Origin of the sequence: uncultured Mucilaginibacter sp. (assembly GCF_903913935.1) — a bacterium.
GTDB lineage: Bacteria > Bacteroidota > Bacteroidia > Sphingobacteriales > Sphingobacteriaceae > Mucilaginibacter.
The window spans coordinates 1-16,526 of sequence record NZ_CAIWNH010000026.1 but is presented as its reverse complement, the minus strand read 5'-3'; the positions used below and the strand labels follow the sequence as shown (position 1 = coordinate 16,526).

The following is a 16,526-nucleotide window of genomic DNA, read 5'->3' as shown; positions in this document are numbered from 1 at the left end:
CCCCTGTTTGCAATTATCATTTGCAGTGCTTTTTTTGCCGATGCTCAAAACGCCGTAACCCGTTCTGCCATCACTTTTAAAATTAAAAACCTGGGCATTTATACCGATGGCACCCTGGGTGGTTTGCAAGCCGATATCCATTTTAATCCGGCCGATCTTTCTTCAAGTACTATAAAAGCAACGATTGATGTTAATACGCTAAACAGCGATAATGAAAGCAGGGACGAACATGTAAAAAGTGCCGACTTTTTTGATGTGGCGCATTACCCAACCATCACCCTAATGTCGGTTGCAATTAAACATAAAAGCGGCAATAACTATAGAGGGCAGTTTAACCTCACCATTAAGGATAAAACCAAACTAATAGATATCCCATTTACCTGTGTGGATAAAGGCAGTACTTTAGCTTTTAATGGCGCCTTCAAACTAAACCGCCAGGATTACGGTATAGGCAGCAGCAGTATGATCCTGTCGGACGAAGTGACCGTTGGTATTGATGTAGAAATTACCAAGCAAAAACCTGAGGCTTCACGTTAGTAGTTTTGGGCGGGGTCAATAAGAAAGCTGTTGATGCCCCCAAAAAACTAATCTGCAATTAACCAATCTGTAACAGCTAAACGTTAACTTTACAAGTATGAAATTCAGGATACTTGTATTGATCAACGCTGCCGCGGTGGCTGTCACCCTTTCAGCGGTAAATTATTATTTTCAACACAGCTGGTATTATGTGGGCATCACCTTTTTTGTTACCATTATTACCAGTTTTATAGTTTTCTATTACCTGATAGAAAAGTACGTTTATTCAAAAATTAAACTCATCTATAAACTCATCCATAATTTAAAACTTGGCCGCGACCTGCGCGATGCGCTTGGTGAGCAACTGAGTTCTGACCCGATAAACGATGTTGAAAAGGAAGTAAAGGAGTGGGCGAGGGAAAAGAAAATAGAAATTGATGAATTAAAAAGGCAGGAAAAATTCAGGAGGGATTTTCTTTCCAATATTTCGCACGAATTTAAAACACCGCTTTTTGCGATACAGGGTTATATTGAAGCATTACAGGATGATGAATTTGAAGACAAACAGCTGGCGCGCGATTTTTTGGCAAAGGCAGCAAAAAATGTCGACAGGTTGAGTTACCTGATTAAGGACCTTGACGAAATATCAAAACTTGAATCAGGCGAGATCCCGATTAACCTTACCAGGTTCAAGATAAATGACCTGATTAAGGAGGTTTTTGAGTCGATGGAAATAAAAGCCAAACAACATAACATTAAATTAATATTCAAACAAAAATATGATGAGCCCATACTGGTAAATGCCGACCGCGAAAAGATCCGCCAGGTGCTGGTAAACCTGATTGATAACTCATTTAAATACGGAAACGAGGAAGGAAACACGTCGGTTAGCCTCTTCGAATTGCACGATCAGGTGCTGGTTGAAGTAACGGATAACGGGATAGGAATTGAGGAAAAATACCTTCCCAGACTATTTGAGCGCTTTTTTAGGACAGATAGCAGTCGCTCAAGGCAGATAGGCGGCTCGGGTTTAGGGCTGGCGATAGTGAAGCACATTATTGAGGCCCATGAGCAAACTATTAATGTGAGAAGCACCGAAGGTTTGGGCTCCACTTTTGGCTTTACGCTGCAAAAATCCAAGCAGAGTTTACCTTTCCCTAACATACCTGTTCTAAAAACTTAACATTAACTTAACATTGCAACATTACCTTTGCGCAAATTCACTTAAAAAATGTCACTTAACAGTATTTTCCAGTACTTCACCCCGAAGGATAAAAAAGTATTTTTTCCATTGTTTGAGCAGGCAGCAAATAACGCTGTAGTAATGGCAACCATATTGGTTGAGGCTGTTAATACCACTAACCCTGCCACCCGCGAGGACCTGATAAGACAAATTGATAAGTTAGAAAACAAGGGTGATGAAATAACCCATCAACTGTACCTGGAGTTGGGCAAAAACTTTATTACGCCCTTTGATCGTGAAGATATACACCAATTGGCTTCGGCGATTGACGATGTTGCCGATAATATACAGGGCGCCGCAAACAGGATGAGCCTGTACCGGATTGATGATTTTAATGAGCATATTAAAAAGCTGTCTGACCTGATTTTGCAAGCGAGTATTGAGCTTGAAAAAGCCGTTCGTGAGTTAAAGGACCTGCGAAACAAACGCAATATTGCAGACTCATGCATCCGGATAAATAGCATTGAAAACCAGGCTGATCATGTTTTTGACCGCGCTGTCGCCGACCTGTTTTTGTACGAAACAGACGCTATCCGCCTGATCAAATATAAAGAGATCCTGTCTTCGCTGGAAACAGCTACCGATATGTGCGAAGATGCAGCAAATGTGATGGAATCTATTTTAGTTAAAAACGCATAAGCAATAAACGATGACCCCCATACTTATTGTTGTTATTTGCCTGGCCCTGTTGTTTGACTATACCAATGGCTTTCATGATGCGGCCAACTCGATAGCTACCATAGTTTCAACTAAGGTGCTTTCGCCTTTCCAGGCGGTGATGTGGGCCGCTGCTTTTAATTTTTTAGTTTACTTTTTTGTTAAAGACCATAAGGTAGCCAACACGATATCGAAAATTGTTAATACACATTTTGTAACTATGAATGTGATCCTGGCCGGATTGATTGCAGCCATTAGCTGGAATTTAATTACCTGGTGGTTTGGGATCCCATCAAGCTCATCACATACGTTAATCGGCGGCTTTGCAGGCGCTGGTATTACCAATGCGCTTTATATGGGTTCAAGTGCTTTAAGCGCCGTGAAAATGAGTTACGTTTTAACCATCCTTGCCTATATTGTATTGGCGCCGGTTATAGGATTGATCATCGCCTATATCGTAACCGTATTGATCCTGCATATCTGCAAAAAAGCCCGCCCCGCTACTGCTGAGCGTTGGTTTAAACGTCTGCAACTGGTTTCGTCTGCGGCATTAAGCTACGCGCATGGGGGCAATGACGCCCAAAAAGTAATGGGTATTCTTTACGTTGCGGTATTTACCGCCCACGTTATTAAACAGGGCGACCCGATGCCAAATTGGATCCCCCTGGCTTGTTATTCTGCCATAGCGCTTGGGACAATGAGTGGAGGCTGGAAGATCGTAAAAACAATGGGTTCAAGAATTACAAAGATAACACCGCTTGAAGGTGTAAGCGCTGAAACAGCGGGCGCGCTAACCCTGTTCTTTACGCAGTATTTTGGTATCCCTGTTTCAACCACACACACCATTACCGGATCAATCATTGGCGTTGGCTTAACCAAACGTTTATCGGCCGTACGATGGGGACTAACGCTCAATATTATTTGGGCCTGGGTGATCACTATTCCTGTCTCAGCAATTATTGCTGCCATCATGTTTGCCATTTTAAGAACATTTTTACCAGGGTAACTAACCCTTTTCGGGTGTGAAATTTTTTTGGCTGATAAAACTGATCAACCAAATCATTATCATTGCCTTTGGAAAAAATGATATTACCGCTACCTATGAAAACACTACTATTGCTTATTCCTGCCCTGTTTTTTTCGTCTGCTTTTTCTGGTAACACACAAACCAGCAATACTCCTGCGAAATACCAGTTGCAATTGCCCTCAACATCCGAGATCGGTAAAGGGCTGAAAGATGCCTTGCTTCAGGGCACTTCGAAAAGTACCGACCAACTTTCGGCAGTGAATGGTTTTTTTGGCAATGCGGCCATAAAGATCGTTTTTCCGCCGGAAGCGAAGAACGCCGAAAAAACACTCCGGGGGCTGGGCTTTAACAAGCTTTGTGATAATGTTATCCTATCGTTAAACCGCGCCGCCGAGGACGCCGCTAAACAGGCGAAACCGATATTTATCGGCGCGATCAAAAAAATGACACTGCAGGATGTTGACAAAATTCTGTTCGGTCCGCAGGATGCCGCAACCCAATATTTTAGGCAGGCTACTTCGGCGCAATTGGTTTTGGCTTTTAAACCCGTGATAAATGCCAGTCTGGCCAAAGTTGGCGCTGCAAAATACTACGGTGATGCCGCCGGAGAATACAATAAACTGCCTTTTGTAAAAAGGATTAATCCAGACCTTAGCGACTATGCCACGCAAAAAGCGATTGATGGTTTGTTTTACCAGATTGCGCTGGAAGAATTGAATATCCGGAAAAATATCGGGGCACGGTCAACCCCATTGTTACAAAAAGTATTTGCTTTTGCCGACAGCAAGAAGCATTAAAAAAATTAGTTGGCAAACCTGATCCGCAAATAAACCTGTTCAGGCCTCCCTGAAGAATTGCCGGTCCATATCGGCCCGTTTTTAATAAGGTCGGTTGCTTTTTTATCGGTGGCCGGGCTAATCCCTTTTATCACCTTAATGCCGGTGATGTTGCCATTTTTGTCCACCACAAAAGAAAGTCTTACGATCCCATTTTTTTGATCAGGTGAAACCGCATTTGTTTTTAAATATTTTTTGTATTCACTCCAACCATTCTTTGGGATAGCCTTTACTACGGCAGTATCCTCATCAGCTTCTTTATTCTGTGTGGTATACCCCGTAACCACCACTTCGCTCAAAGCACTGCTGCTTGGCTGTAAAGCGATGTTTTTAACCGAGTCCCGGTTATTGGCGCTCACCTGGCGTGTCTGGTAGCCCACTCCTGCAATAACCAGCTTGCTGCGGCTGCTGTCAGCTTTTAACTGAAATCGCCCTTCGGCATCCGTTTTGGTAACTTTATTTGTACCGGCAACTTTTACTGAGGCGCCCTGGATGGGCAGGCCGTCATCCTGTGCTATCACCCTGCCCTGAATGCTTTGATTTTTTAAAAGCTGGTTCATTGCCAGGCTGCCCGCAACCCCGCCACTGCTGGCAAGTTTGTTCAAATCGCCTTCCCTTGCGTTGTTATTGTGGATGGTTACCCCCGGCGCTTTACCCGGTAACTGTTGTACCGTTAGCTTTTTATCGGCAGCAGGCACCAGCGTACCTTTCCTCACAAATAATGAAGTATCGACGCTCGGCTTTGCCTTGTATTGCATCACGATCATTTCGTCCACTGGTGTAGAATCGGCTGGAGCTACGTATCCTGAGCTGCTGTTGGGTGCCGGTTTGCTAACCGCCAATTCCCTCACTGCCGGTGGTTTTTCCTTTACAGCCTGGTCGGCAGCATTGGTCGGGGTCAATGTGCGGGCTGATTTTTTGGAGAGGCTTGCCGTTTTGTCTTTTTCCACGGGTTTTACGGGGATGGCAGCCGGAGGTTTTACAAGATCTGCCGGTGCGCCTGCTGGCTTTTGCAAAGCTAAATTAGTTGCCAGCACTTTTCTTTTATTTGAATTGCTGGTTGATTTATTATACCACCATAGACCGGCAGCGCAAAAAAGCAAAACAGATGCAGCAATACTTAAAAACCTGAATGGGATCACTCTTCCTTTTTTGGGTTCGATGCGGCTTTTTAACCGGGCTGATAATTCATCAAGTTGTTGTTGCTGATCCCCCTTTGCCGATCCATAGGCTTCCAGTGCGTCCATTAAAAACGGATCGTCCTGTGCCCGCCGTTCAAGCTGGTGCATAGCTTTAGCGTCAAGCTCCCCGTTCAGGTACTTCCTTATCAGCAATATGTCAGTTTCTCTTTTATGCACTATTCTTCTCCAGGCAAATTTTAAGGTTACGTTTCCCGTTCTGGATGTAACTTTTTACGTCATTTAAGCTAAAACCTGTGCTGTCAGCAATTTCCTTATAGCACTTCTCGCTAAAATAAAACAAGTTGATACTTTGTTTTTGATTCGCGGGCAGTTTATCCATACACAATTCCAGCGCTTTAAGGGCTGCTTCGCGGTTATCAGTATCAGGATGCAATTCAGGGGTAAATTCCATAAAATCATCCAAATTAACCATCTCCATCTTTTTGCCAGACCGGAGCTGCATTAAACAATAATTACGGCTCAATACGTAAAGCCAGCTGCGGAACTGTTTGATGTCGTGCTGTTTGGCTTTGCCTATTAACTCTTCAAAAATCCCCATCACAGCGTCTTTGGCCAGCTCCTCATCTTTTAAATATTTCAGGCAAACGCCGTAGATCAGAGGCATTTGTTTCTCAAACAATTGACCCAAAACCGAAAGGTCACTACTTTCGCGGTAACTTTTCAGCAGTTTGTTATCTTCTGCGTCCTGCGGGTTTTTTGGCCGGGTAAAAAATGTCATTTATGGGGCTACTAAATTAATCGTTTTTAATGGTTAACCGAAATGGAGCAGTGCGGTAAATTATCGGGAATTGCTATTTTCCCAATGTGAAACAGTTTTTCCACATATCGTTTTATGATAAATCATAAAACAGATTCATAATTAACCATAGATAAATTTATTCTCCTAAAACAATAACTAAGTGACAAATGTTGATGTTTTTGTACTATGGCATATTGTTTGCCTAATAATTTACAAGTACTTGAAATTGCATTTTTTAATATAAAAGCGTTAATTTTAGCAACTGAATAAACCTGCAAAGCAAAACCCTGATTAACCATGTGCAAACTTGTTGTTATTGATGATAACCCCACAGATCACTATATTATGCAAAGATTATTGCATAATAATTATAACTGTGAACAAGCCACGTATACCTATGATGGCCGCCTGGTTTTAGATTACCTGGAACAAAACAAAGAAACAGGCTCGTTGCCGGATTTAATTTTACTGGACCTTGATATGCCTGAGCTTACGGGCTGGGAATTTCTTGACGAACTGGAAACATTTAACAGTGGCGCAAAAAAAAGAGTACAGGTACATATCATGAGCTCGTCTATCCGGTCGGCGGATGTGTTTCATTCAAAAAAATACGCCTGCGTAAACTCGTTCATGACCAAACCTTTATCAAGGGACCTGGTGAACAAGATTTGCGAAGACGCGTCACCGGGCCGCAATGTAGCCTGATTTTAAAACAGAAAATTATTTTTGAGCAATACCTTAAGAAAGGAGGGCTGTACTAAGCCCTCCTTTGCTGTTATTTGGGGAAAGAAACAAGAGGCAAGAATCAGGAATCAAGACAAAAGTGATGGGCTAAGTTAACCGTTATTTAATAGCATTTCGCCCTTGCTGACAGTTGTGAACTAACTATTTCCAGTCCTGGCTCTTGATTCTTGCCTCCTGGCTCTTTACTCTTAATTCTTTTCCCTTATTTTTACTGCCGCAATGGCCATCCGAAATAAATTATACTTCGCGTCCGATTTTCACTTAGGTACGGGTACATATCAAAAATCGCGCGAGCGCGAAGACCGCCTGGTGCGCTGGCTGGATAGTATCAAACACGATGCAGCCGAAGTGTTTTTAATGGGTGATGTTTTTGATTTTTGGTTTGAATATAAAACGGTAGTACCCAAAGGATATATCCGCTTTTTAGGCAAGCTGGCCGAACTGGCGGATGCCGGCGTAAAACTTTACTTTTTTAAGGGCAACCACGATATGTGGATGTTTGATTATTTTGAAAAAGAATTGGGCGCCACCATCATCAGCAACGAGCTGGTAATTGAGCGCGGCGGCAAGAAGTTTTACCTGCACCATGGCGATGGCCTTGGCCCGGGAGATAACTTTTACAAAATACTAAAGAAGATCTTCCGCAGCGGGCTTTGCCAATGGCTTTTTGCCAGGATCCACCCCAACCTGGGGGTAGGGATAGCCAATTACTGGTCGCGTAACAGCAGGCTGGCCAATGAAAAAAAAGAAGACCATAAACCCGGCCAGCAGGAATGGCTGGTGGTTTATTGCCGCGAAGCTTTGCAAACCCGCTTTTATGATTACATGATGTTTGGGCACAGGCATATGCCTTTGGATATTCAGCTAAATCCCGAAACGCGTTACATCAACCTGGGGGAATGGGTGCTTAGTAGTACCTATGCCAGCTTTGATGGAGATACGGTGACATTGCACTACTTTGAAAAATAAGGATTGAAAAATATTCTTTTCATTTTTTCTTCTCATAGTTTAAGCAACAACACGAAAAAAATTTCCTAGCCCTCTTTGCCGCTCGCGGGTGAGAGGGCAGGTCGAGCGGAGCGATGACCTGGTGAGACAACCCCGGCGGACATTACCGCCAATGCGTGTCGGCTAGTCTACTCACCCCAGCGTTCCGCCCCTTCGGCGGACGCTGACCCTCTGTTCGGCAAGCCAAAAAGAGCGTGAAAAAAGATTACTCATATTATTCCAAATCTGTATTAACTCCTAAATAAAATTATTTACCTTTCGCCTTGAACAAACTTTATCAGCGTGTTGGTTAAAACTTTTGGCAGTGCAGTATATGGTATCGAGGCGATCACCATCACCATGGAGGTAAATATAAGCGGTGGCGGCAAGCCTTTCTATCTCATCGTAGGCCTGCCCGACAATGCTGTGCGCGAATCAATGCAACGGGTTGAAGCCGCCCTGCAAACCAATAATTACCGGATGCCGCGGCAAAAAATAATTGTAAATATGGCGCCTGCGGATATCCGCAAAGAAGGTTCGGCGTATGATCTCCCTATAGCCATCGGCATCCTCGCCAGTTCGGGCCAGGTGGAGAATGAGGAGCTTGATAAATACATCATCATGGGCGAACTTTCGCTGGATGGCGGACTGCAGCCCATCAAAGGCGCGTTACCCATCGCTATACAGGCCCGCAAAGAAGGTTATAAGGGTTTTATCCTGCCCAAACAAAACGCCCGCGAAGCGGCGATAGTAAACGACCTGGAAGTATACGGCGTAGAAAGCATCAGCGAAGTGGCCGACTTTTTTAACGGCAAGACACAGCTCACCGCCGAAGTGGTAAATACCCGCGAAGAATTTTATAAAAGCCTTACCAGTTATGACAGCGATTTCAGCGAAGTGCGCGGCCAGGAAAACATCAAACGCGCCCTGGAAATTGCAGCCGCAGGCGGGCATAATGTGATATTGATCGGTCCCCCGGGAGCGGGCAAAACCATGCTGGCCCGCAGGCTGCCATCCATATTGCCGCCATTGAGTTTACATGAATCGCTGGAGACCACCAAGATCCATTCTGTAGCCGGTAAGCTGGCCGCTGCGGATGCTTTGGTTACCACGCGGCCCTTCCGCTCGCCGCACCATACCATCAGCGATGTGGCCCTGGTAGGCGGCGGCAGCAACCCGCAGCCCGGCGAGATTTCTTTGGCGCATAACGGCGTTTTGTTTTTGGATGAATTGCCCGAGTTTAAACGCAGCGCCCTGGAGGTAATGCGCCAGCCACTGGAAGAACGCCGGGTAACCATCTCCCGCGCCAAGTTTACGGTGGATTATCCCAGCAGTTTTATGTTGGTGGCCAGCATGAACCCCTGCCCCTGTGGCTATTTTAACCACCCCGAAAAAGAATGTGTTTGCCCGCCGGGTGTGGTGCAAAAATACTTGAGTAAGATCTCCGGCCCTTTATTGGACCGTATCGACCTGCACGTAGAAGTTACCCCGGTGAACTTTAACGAGCTGGCCAGCGACCGCCTCGCCGAAAAAAGCGAACTCATCCGCGACCGCGTGATCAAAGCCCGCGAGATCCAGGCCGAACGCTTTGGCAGCCGGCCCGACCTGCATGCCAACGCCCAGATGAGCCCCCAAATGGTGCGCGACATTTGCAAAATTACCCCTGCCGGCCAAAACCTCCTCAAAAAAGCCATGGAGAAGCTTGGCCTATCCGCCCGCGCTTACGACCGCATTTTAAAAGTGGCCCGCACCATCGCTGATCTTTCCGGGAGCGAAGAGATCCAACTTGAACATTTGGCAGAAGCTATCAACTTCAGGAGTTTGGACAGAGAGGGATGGGCAGGATGATTTTAATAACGAACGCCTTAATTTGAATAATTAAGGAGGCTGTATCATAAGTAGAACAAAGACGGATTATACAAAATTATATTTTGCGCTATAAAAACGCTGTGCCTCTCTGCGCCTTCTTTGAGCACTCTGTGGTAAAATTTAACCACAGAGATCACGGAGACGAGAACGCAAAGATCGCAGAGGCAAATATTATTTGGTAACCTTTTGATGCAATCGACTTTTGAGACAGCCTCGTTGGAAATTCGAAATTCGTTGTTCGATATTACGTCAATTTGATAATTAATTCAGGTGGGTAGAATAAAATGATGAACCAAAGGATAATTATATTTCTCTTCTTCATATCGACGTTATTTAGATTAACAGCGACTGCCCAGGATTTTGTAAAAACGGAAGAGGATAAAGACAGTAAAAAAGACGCAAAGTCATTTGTGGTCAGGTCCCTGGATGAAAAAACTCAAAAGATCCATATTATGCCGGATTACTTCAGGCATATTTTAAGAATTAGCTGCTTAAAGGATACCATAACTGATTATGATTTCTGGGGAGTACCCGTGGAAACGCATTTGTTAAACAAACAATTTTTAGAAATTAAATATGCCGTTAGAGGTGGGTCGGGTATTGGTGCCGAAGATATAATGCTTCTATGTGTCAGTAATAACAAACTGTGTGAATCTATGCACGTGCAAAGTTTTTTAACAGGTGAATCAGGTGACGAACAGGAAAACTTTAACATAAAAATTGCCGCTTTGAAAGGCGTTGATAGAAAAACCTACAAACTTGTTGTGAATGTTCATGATGCCGTTAATTCAAAACGAGATCCTGCGTCAAATTATAAATATAATAACCAAACTATTTTGAGTTTTGATGCGAGCCGGAATGTTTTTTACAGCATCAAACAGGATTTGTATCAAAGTTTTATTAATGTATACGATCCCAAAAATCGCAACACTCAAAAAACCTCAATTGGGGGTAATTTCCCGGCGATTATTTTAGGCAAAGAGACCTGCTATTTTATAAAAGGCGGGTGGTATCAGTTTGCAGACAATAAGGAATTGTATCCATATGCGGCAGGTACGACCAAATGAGAGTGGCGGCCACACACTAAAAGAAATCGAATATTAAAGTATTTATCATATGAAAAGTACCACCCTGAAATTCATCACTATCATTTTTTTGCTGGCGGTCAGCACCATGGCAATGGCGCAGGTAAAAAAAAGCACATCATTGGTTTATGGCAGGTAGATTCCCCTCAAACGGGTGATGCCTTGCTTGCCAATTATAGGTTCTTCCCAAACGGAACTTTCAAATATACGCTCAACGCATATGACGACAGGGGACGCATAGCGCAAGCCCGGGGTACTTACAAACTGAAAGGTGATACACTAACGATTGTCATAAAATCAAGGATTGAGCGGGTCGGCGGTGAGTTGGTCCAGGGGGGCGAAGGGGTTGACCAGGACGAAATCGTATTGGAAGGGGGCAAAAACATCGAAGTAAAACAAAAAAATTTAACCCCTATCGTATTTTTGATCGAATGGCTCAAAAGTAAAGGCGGCAAAGGGTTTAAGATTCAGAATAATAAATATTTTCAAATCTCCATAGACCCTCACAAATACGAAGAGTTATAATTTTAATTAAGGGTACCGTTTAAATTGTTATGTGTCCAGATGGCATACTTGGGCAGGCTTGGGTGAATAACGAAAGGGTACTTCGGCGTTGGACATTCGAAATTCATTATTCGATATTAATTTCAGGTCTACGGAAATATCGTACAGCTAAAATTAATTTGAAGTTGCAAGAAGGTAAAGGTATAAAACTGATTCCTCAGGAATTGTCCGAAAAAATCGGATAGTTGAAATATGGATGTGCTTCCAAAACTTGGGAATGAGTTGGTTACAATTTGGAACTGACTAAGATGCTTGTCGTTGTGGCGGTACTGGAGACATAGTCTCCAGGCATAGTTATCCGTAGTGAGACACTACGGACAGCGAAGTGCGCGACATCTGCAAAATAACCCCTGCCGGCCAAAACCTGCTCAAAAAAGCAATGGAAAAATTGGGGCTGTCCGCACGGGCTATGACCGGATGCTAAAAGTAGCCCGCACCATTGCCGACCTTGCCGGAAGCGAAGAGATCCAACTGGGGCATTTGGCTGAGGCTATCCATTTCAGGAGTTTGGATAGAGAGGGGTGGGCGGGGTAGTTGAATTTAAATCTTACTTTTACCACCAGGCCGATGACAGTAATTGTAGAGTGTGGGCTGTCCCGTTTTATAGTCCCGGCCTGTTACATACCAGCAATCATTTATGTAGCAGTATTTTGCTTCACCTAAGTTAATTACCGCAAAGGTTCCAATAACGTGACGCTTTTTTTCTGAATCATCGACAATAAATCCGCTTACGGGTACATGAAAGCTGTAAAAAACGTTAAGCTTGTCATCATACCTGAACCGGTAAGTTTCATAATGGTCGAAGCTCTCGGCTTTATCGTCTGCTCTGCGACGTTCGTGCGCCTTAACCGTTAATTGATAGTTTTTTGGCTCAAGCCCTGCCAGGTTTAAATGCGCTTCATCCAGTTCAAAAAAATCGGTGCCATCAAAGTCATGCCATGATTCTATCTCCAGCGCGATCCTGAATTGCCCATTTTTTATGGACAATAGCAATACATTCTCATAACCATCATCAGAGCCTCCACGCGGGCTGTATACTATTTCAAACAGATCCTTTCTTAAAAGGTGTAGCCTCGCGGGTCCAACACAGTCCTCTATTTCCAGGCTATCTGTTGCACATTTAATGCTGAGTGTTTTAGTGAATGGCACCTGGGTAATGTGGATATATTGCAGAGATGAATCCAGTGACCGAATGCGGTAAATCATTTCGTCGTAAGGGAATCGGTCGGCATCAGGAGTATGACGCTTAATTACTTTATAGGCCTCTTTTTTAAGATATTTATCAAATGCTTTTTCTTTCGCAGGGGTGTCACCAAGGTAACTCCAAAGTTGCGCGTTCGCATTTTTACAGAAAGAGCATCCTGCTAAAATCAACACGGATACACTAAAATTTTTGAAAAACATATGTTTAGGAAGTGATGTATAAATTTATTGATTTTCTCTGCTGAAATACTATTAGCAACGGAATTTTTTTGACTCCGCTAGTTTAATCGTGTTTCTTAAACGCTAAGTTTGTAAAGGACATAAAACACAACCGGTAGCAAAATAATATGAACTGTAAAATACTTTTAAACTTAAGTTTTGGTCTGATCCTTTTCGGATGCACTAATAGCAAATCCAACAATCCAAATAATTCCAAAGCAGCGGTTAAAGTAAAGGTAGTGGCAAAGACCGACACGGCCCCCGTGCAATTGATTAACATTAATAAAGACAAAGAAGAGATCCAGACACTTATCAGGCAGATGCTTAAATGGGCTGACACGAAAGGTGCAATTCAATTGCTCCCGGCTTTAATCAAAGACAGCATTTGTGTTGGATTTGATTTTGATAAGGAAAAGCGGAACCTTGAAATACTTAAAAACGCTGGATTTTTCGCGGATGAGTTCATCGATAACTATGACCATATTATCCATACACTCGACAAAAAAATAAAAAACAACGCGCTCGAAAAGTGGAATGTTTATGAACTCCCGACATTTAATTTTGCCAATGATGTGGACCCGTGGTGTTCATGCCAGGATAACTTTTCGTGGGATAAAGTCGAAGTTGAAATTGTAAAAATTGACAATGATAAAGGAGAATTGAAATGGAACTGGGGGAAACTTGATCCGGGTACGGATCAAAGCTGGAAAGATTCCTCCACCCCCTTTAGGGTGGTAAAAGTGGCTGGTAAATGGAAAATTTCCTATTTGCAGGGATTTGATTATGACGAAAGTATTAAATAATTTTTTAGCCCAACGCTATTCGACAATTCAAACATCTAACGATTAAACCCGTAAATTGCCATAACCGTATAAGCCCCGCTAAAGCCAAAAAACAGAAAAAACTGCTGACTCGATTTTGTCACTGACAAAATCTTGTCAGTAGTTAAGTCGTTAATTATCAATTTTGTAGCGCTTTGTAGCGGTTGTAGCATTTGTAGCACTACGCTACAATTTTCCATTTTTCGTCGTCGCGCGGCCCCGGCACGGGACCCTCCGCTGTAAGATCCCCAGGAAGGAATTGCGAATATTTATCTCAAAAAATACTCCTGCTCCCCTCCTTTGTCCGCCATAGCACCAGCGCCGGCGGATTTTTCCTTCCCCGCCCGGCGAAATTCTTCTGCGGCCCGTAGTTCAATACGCCTTATTTTACCGCTGATGGTTTTGGGTAGTTCATCCACAAATTCAATAATACGCGGAACTTTGTAAGGTGCCAGCCTGCTTTTGCAATAATGATAAATTTTATGGCTCAACTCCGCGCTGTGCAATACCCCCGGTGTCAGTACTACAAAGGCTTTTACTTCCTGCCCCTTTAGCGGGTGCGGACTGCCAACAACCGCCGATTCCAGCACCTCCTCCATTTCCAGCAAAACGCTTTCTACCTCAAACGGGCCGATACGGTAGCCCGACGATTTGATTACATCATCATCACGGCCCACAAACCAATAGTAGCCGTCCTCATCCTTATAAGCCTTATCGCCAGTGTAATAAAGGCCGTGTTTAAAGGCCTCTTTTGCCCTTTCCTCATCGCCTATGTACGCTTTAAAAATACCGTTGAAAGCGCCGGGATGCAGCCGCACCGTAATCTGCCCTGTTTCATGCATGGGCAGTTCCCTGCCATCCCCGTCTGCAATCATCATGTCATAACAAAAAGCCGGCTTCCCCATCGAGCCAAACTTGATCCTGTTGCCGGGCAGGTTAAATATCATGCAGGTACTTTCTGTTTGTCCGTAGCCGTCCCGAAGTTCAATGCCCGTGCCTTCCTTCCAAACTTTTATGATCTCGGCGTTTAGCGGCTCACCGGCCGCAACACATTCTTTCAGCGAAAAATGGTATTGGTGCAAATCTTCCTGTATCAGTGCACGCAGTGCGGTAGGCGGCGCACATAGGGTGGTTACCTTGTGATCCTGTATAATGCGCAATTGTTCGGCGGCTATAAACCTGCCTTTGGCTTTATATACAAATATGGTGGCGCCTATATTAAGCGGGGCGAACACACAACTCCAGGCAAATTTTGCCCAACCCGGCTGCGAAATATTATAGTGCCTGTCGCCCTGTTTCAGCCCTATCCATGCGGCGGTGGTTAAATGCCCCAGCGGGTAGCTTACATGCGTGTGCACGGCTACCTTTGGCATACCGGTGGTGCCCGAAGTAAAAAACCAGAACAGGTCATCATCCTTTGCGGTGTCTGCCGCCACTGCATCCGGCAATTCACTATCAATCAGATCAAAAGACGACCAACCCGCATGGTGGCCATCCAGCAGCAGCTTTACCCCGACCTCCCCGTCGTATTGCGACAAAGCCTGCTCCATTTTATGTAAATTTTCCCTGTCGGTTACAATTACGTTCGGGCGCGCTTTCTGAAACCGGTATACCAAATCACTTGCGCTTAAAATGCCCGCCGCCGGTATCAGTATAAACCCGCCTTTAATGCCGGCCAGGTAGGTTGTCCATAAACCCTGGTGCAGGCCGCACATAATAAACACAGTATCGCCCTGCTGCACATTTTGCCTGCGCAGCAAGTTGAGCAATTGGTTGCATTTTATGATGCCCTGGCTGTAGGTCATTGTGGCAACATGCCCATCTGCCGAAACCATTTCGAGCATATTGCGCCCGGCATTCCGGTTTACAACTATGGGTTCAAACACATCCCTTACCCAGTTAAATTTTGCAGGCACATCCAAAGCAAATTCCGAAAGTTTGGCATAGTCCCGCTGCTCAATAACGGTAAGTAATTCAGTTAGGTTATCAATAAAATCGTGCGGCATTACAATTGGTTTTGTATTCAAAGTTATTAATTTATTGGTGGAATTTGCCTGGAAGGTTTGGTTGGTTGAAGGGGCCAGGGTTGTGTATAGGTGCGGCTGAAGTGGGTTTATGGGCAAAGATCAATTGGGGGCCCCCTCAGGCTGGTCTGTTGCGCAAAGGCCAAAGGCGTGGCGTACCGGTCAAAGCGCTTGTTTGTATCATTAAAATCCGAAGGGTGAATAAACGGGATAACCATAGCGATGGGTTTTAAACCCAATTCTATGGTTTTAGTAGTCGCGCTGATTACTGCAGGCACCATTGTGCGCAATTTTCCGGATAAGAAGAATAGGTGGCCTTTCCCCCGTTCACAAACAAACCCCATCCTTACATAACTGCTTTTTGCATTTGGCACATAAAAACAGCTGTTCCCCATCAACCTCTTTAATGGTTCCTTTTGCATCATTCATCAAACATCTTTTGTCGCCGCTGGTACAATGTTCAAGGCCAAGGTTGTGGCCGATCTCATGTAAACAAACTTTGATCAACCTGTCGTGAAAAAGTTGTTTCGATGCATTTCGCTTTAACCTGAAAGTAGATATCACGCAGGTCGTTCCCGGCATAGCGCCCAGGCCAAAAACGCCCCATTCATTAGAATGCCGTTCCGGATTTTTAACAGCGATATCTTTTTGAGTTAAAACGAGTGTGATTTCTCCCGATCTGTATTTAGCCAATACCCGGTTGGCCTCGTAACGGGTTTTACTGTCTGCAAGGATGTCGTTGCTTAAGCCTACGGCCGGTTTAACAACACATTTATAATGATAAAAACGT

The 16,526-nt window shown here is 44.2% G+C and carries 17 protein-coding genes and 1 pseudogene; 12 read left to right on the top strand and 6 right to left on the bottom strand.

The genetic code is table 11. The features are described from left to right. The 5 genes from QZY09_RS01075 to QZY09_RS01055 all read left to right on the top strand — a co-directional run. A partial coding sequence (locus tag QZY09_RS01075; RefSeq protein WP_295667020.1) for a YceI family protein occupies positions 1-537 on the top strand: 537 nt, incomplete at its 5' end. A gap of 97 nt (positions 538-634) precedes the next feature. Continuing rightward, positions 635-1,699: an ATP-binding protein gene (locus tag QZY09_RS01070; protein ID WP_295667017.1), complete on the top strand. Its 1,065-nt coding sequence runs from the start codon at positions 635-637 to the stop codon at positions 1,697-1,699. A 48-nt stretch (positions 1,700-1,747) separates the two neighbouring features. Next, the gene (locus QZY09_RS01065) at positions 1,748-2,398 is read left to right on the top strand and encodes a DUF47 domain-containing protein (protein WP_295667014.1); all 651 of its coding nucleotides are present in this window, start codon (positions 1,748-1,750) and stop codon (positions 2,396-2,398) included. A 10-nt stretch (positions 2,399-2,408) separates the two neighbouring features. Beyond that, positions 2,409-3,422 carry an inorganic phosphate transporter gene (locus QZY09_RS01060; protein WP_295667011.1) on the top strand — a complete coding sequence of 338 codons (1,014 nt, stop codon included), beginning with the start codon at positions 2,409-2,411 and terminating at the stop codon, positions 3,420-3,422. A 95-nt stretch (positions 3,423-3,517) separates the two neighbouring features. Beyond that, positions 3,518-4,240, top strand: a complete 723-nt coding sequence (locus QZY09_RS01055; RefSeq protein ID WP_295667008.1) for a DUF4197 domain-containing protein — start codon at positions 3,518-3,520, stop codon at positions 4,238-4,240. A gap of 5 nt (positions 4,241-4,245) precedes the next feature. On the opposite strand, the gene QZY09_RS01050 is transcribed toward QZY09_RS01055, so the two are convergent. Together QZY09_RS01050 and QZY09_RS01045 are read right to left on the bottom strand one after the other, a co-directional pair. Next, positions 4,246-5,637, bottom strand: a complete 1,392-nt coding sequence (locus tag QZY09_RS01050; RefSeq protein WP_295667005.1) for a carboxypeptidase-like regulatory domain-containing protein — start codon at positions 5,635-5,637, stop codon at positions 4,246-4,248. Beyond that, positions 5,630-6,199, bottom strand: coding sequence for a sigma-70 family RNA polymerase sigma factor (locus QZY09_RS01045; protein ID WP_295667001.1), 570 nt, complete (start codon positions 6,197-6,199; stop codon positions 5,630-5,632). The genes QZY09_RS01050 and QZY09_RS01045 overlap by 8 nt, the downstream gene beginning before the upstream one ends. A gap of 318 nt (positions 6,200-6,517) precedes the next feature. Between QZY09_RS01045 and QZY09_RS01040 the strand changes: the two genes are divergently transcribed. The 6 genes and pseudogenes from QZY09_RS01040 to QZY09_RS01015 all read left to right on the top strand — a co-directional run. Beyond that, positions 6,518-6,925 carry a response regulator gene (locus QZY09_RS01040; protein WP_295666999.1) on the top strand — a complete coding sequence of 136 codons (408 nt, stop codon included), beginning with the start codon at positions 6,518-6,520 and terminating at the stop codon, positions 6,923-6,925. Between the two features lie 258 nt (positions 6,926-7,183). Continuing rightward, complete coding sequence (locus tag QZY09_RS01035; RefSeq protein WP_295666996.1) at positions 7,184-7,933, top strand: UDP-2,3-diacylglucosamine diphosphatase; 750 nt, start codon at positions 7,184-7,186, stop codon at positions 7,931-7,933. 321 nt (positions 7,934-8,254) lie between these two features. Beyond that, a complete protein-coding gene (locus QZY09_RS01030; RefSeq protein WP_295666993.1) occupies positions 8,255-9,799 on the top strand; it encodes a YifB family Mg chelatase-like AAA ATPase in 1,545 nt (514 codons plus the stop codon). Between the two features lie 305 nt (positions 9,800-10,104). After that, positions 10,105-10,887 (top strand): hypothetical protein, encoded by a 783-nt coding sequence (locus QZY09_RS01025; protein WP_295666990.1) that lies wholly within the window; start codon positions 10,105-10,107, stop codon positions 10,885-10,887. A 180-nt stretch (positions 10,888-11,067) separates the two neighbouring features. After that, positions 11,068-11,430 carry a hypothetical protein gene (locus tag QZY09_RS01020; protein ID WP_295666988.1) on the top strand — a complete coding sequence of 121 codons (363 nt, stop codon included), beginning with the start codon at positions 11,068-11,070 and terminating at the stop codon, positions 11,428-11,430. Positions 11,431-11,794: 364 nt separating this feature from the next. After that, positions 11,795-12,003 (top strand): annotated as a pseudogene (locus QZY09_RS01015) (magnesium chelatase); the annotation flags it as partial. Positions 12,004-12,009: 6 nt separating this feature from the next. On the opposite strand, the gene QZY09_RS01010 reads toward QZY09_RS01015, so the two are convergent. After that, positions 12,010-12,873, bottom strand: a complete 864-nt coding sequence (locus QZY09_RS01010) for a hypothetical protein (RefSeq protein ID WP_295666985.1) — start codon at positions 12,871-12,873, stop codon at positions 12,010-12,012. A 146-nt stretch (positions 12,874-13,019) separates the two neighbouring features. Here QZY09_RS01010 and QZY09_RS01005 point away from each other — a divergent pair, with 146 nt between their 5' ends. Beyond that, entirely contained in the window at positions 13,020-13,694 is a 675-nt protein-coding gene (locus tag QZY09_RS01005; protein WP_295666982.1) for a hypothetical protein, read from the top strand. 287 nt (positions 13,695-13,981) lie between these two features. Here QZY09_RS01005 and QZY09_RS01000 read toward each other — a convergent pair whose 3' ends face one another. The 3 genes from QZY09_RS01000 to QZY09_RS00990 all read right to left on the bottom strand — a co-directional run. Then, positions 13,982-15,739 carry an acyl-CoA synthetase gene (locus tag QZY09_RS01000; RefSeq protein ID WP_295666979.1) on the bottom strand — a complete coding sequence of 586 codons (1,758 nt, stop codon included), beginning with the start codon at positions 15,737-15,739 and terminating at the stop codon, positions 13,982-13,984. Between the two features lie 86 nt (positions 15,740-15,825). After that, on the bottom strand, positions 15,826-16,017 hold the full coding sequence (locus QZY09_RS00995; protein ID WP_295666977.1) for a hypothetical protein: 192 nt from the start codon (positions 16,015-16,017) through the stop codon (positions 15,826-15,828). Positions 16,018-16,063: 46 nt separating this feature from the next. Next, positions 16,064-16,526, bottom strand: a 463-nt coding sequence (locus QZY09_RS00990) for a zinc-dependent metalloprotease family protein (RefSeq protein WP_295666974.1), incomplete at its 5' end; no start/stop codon positions are given.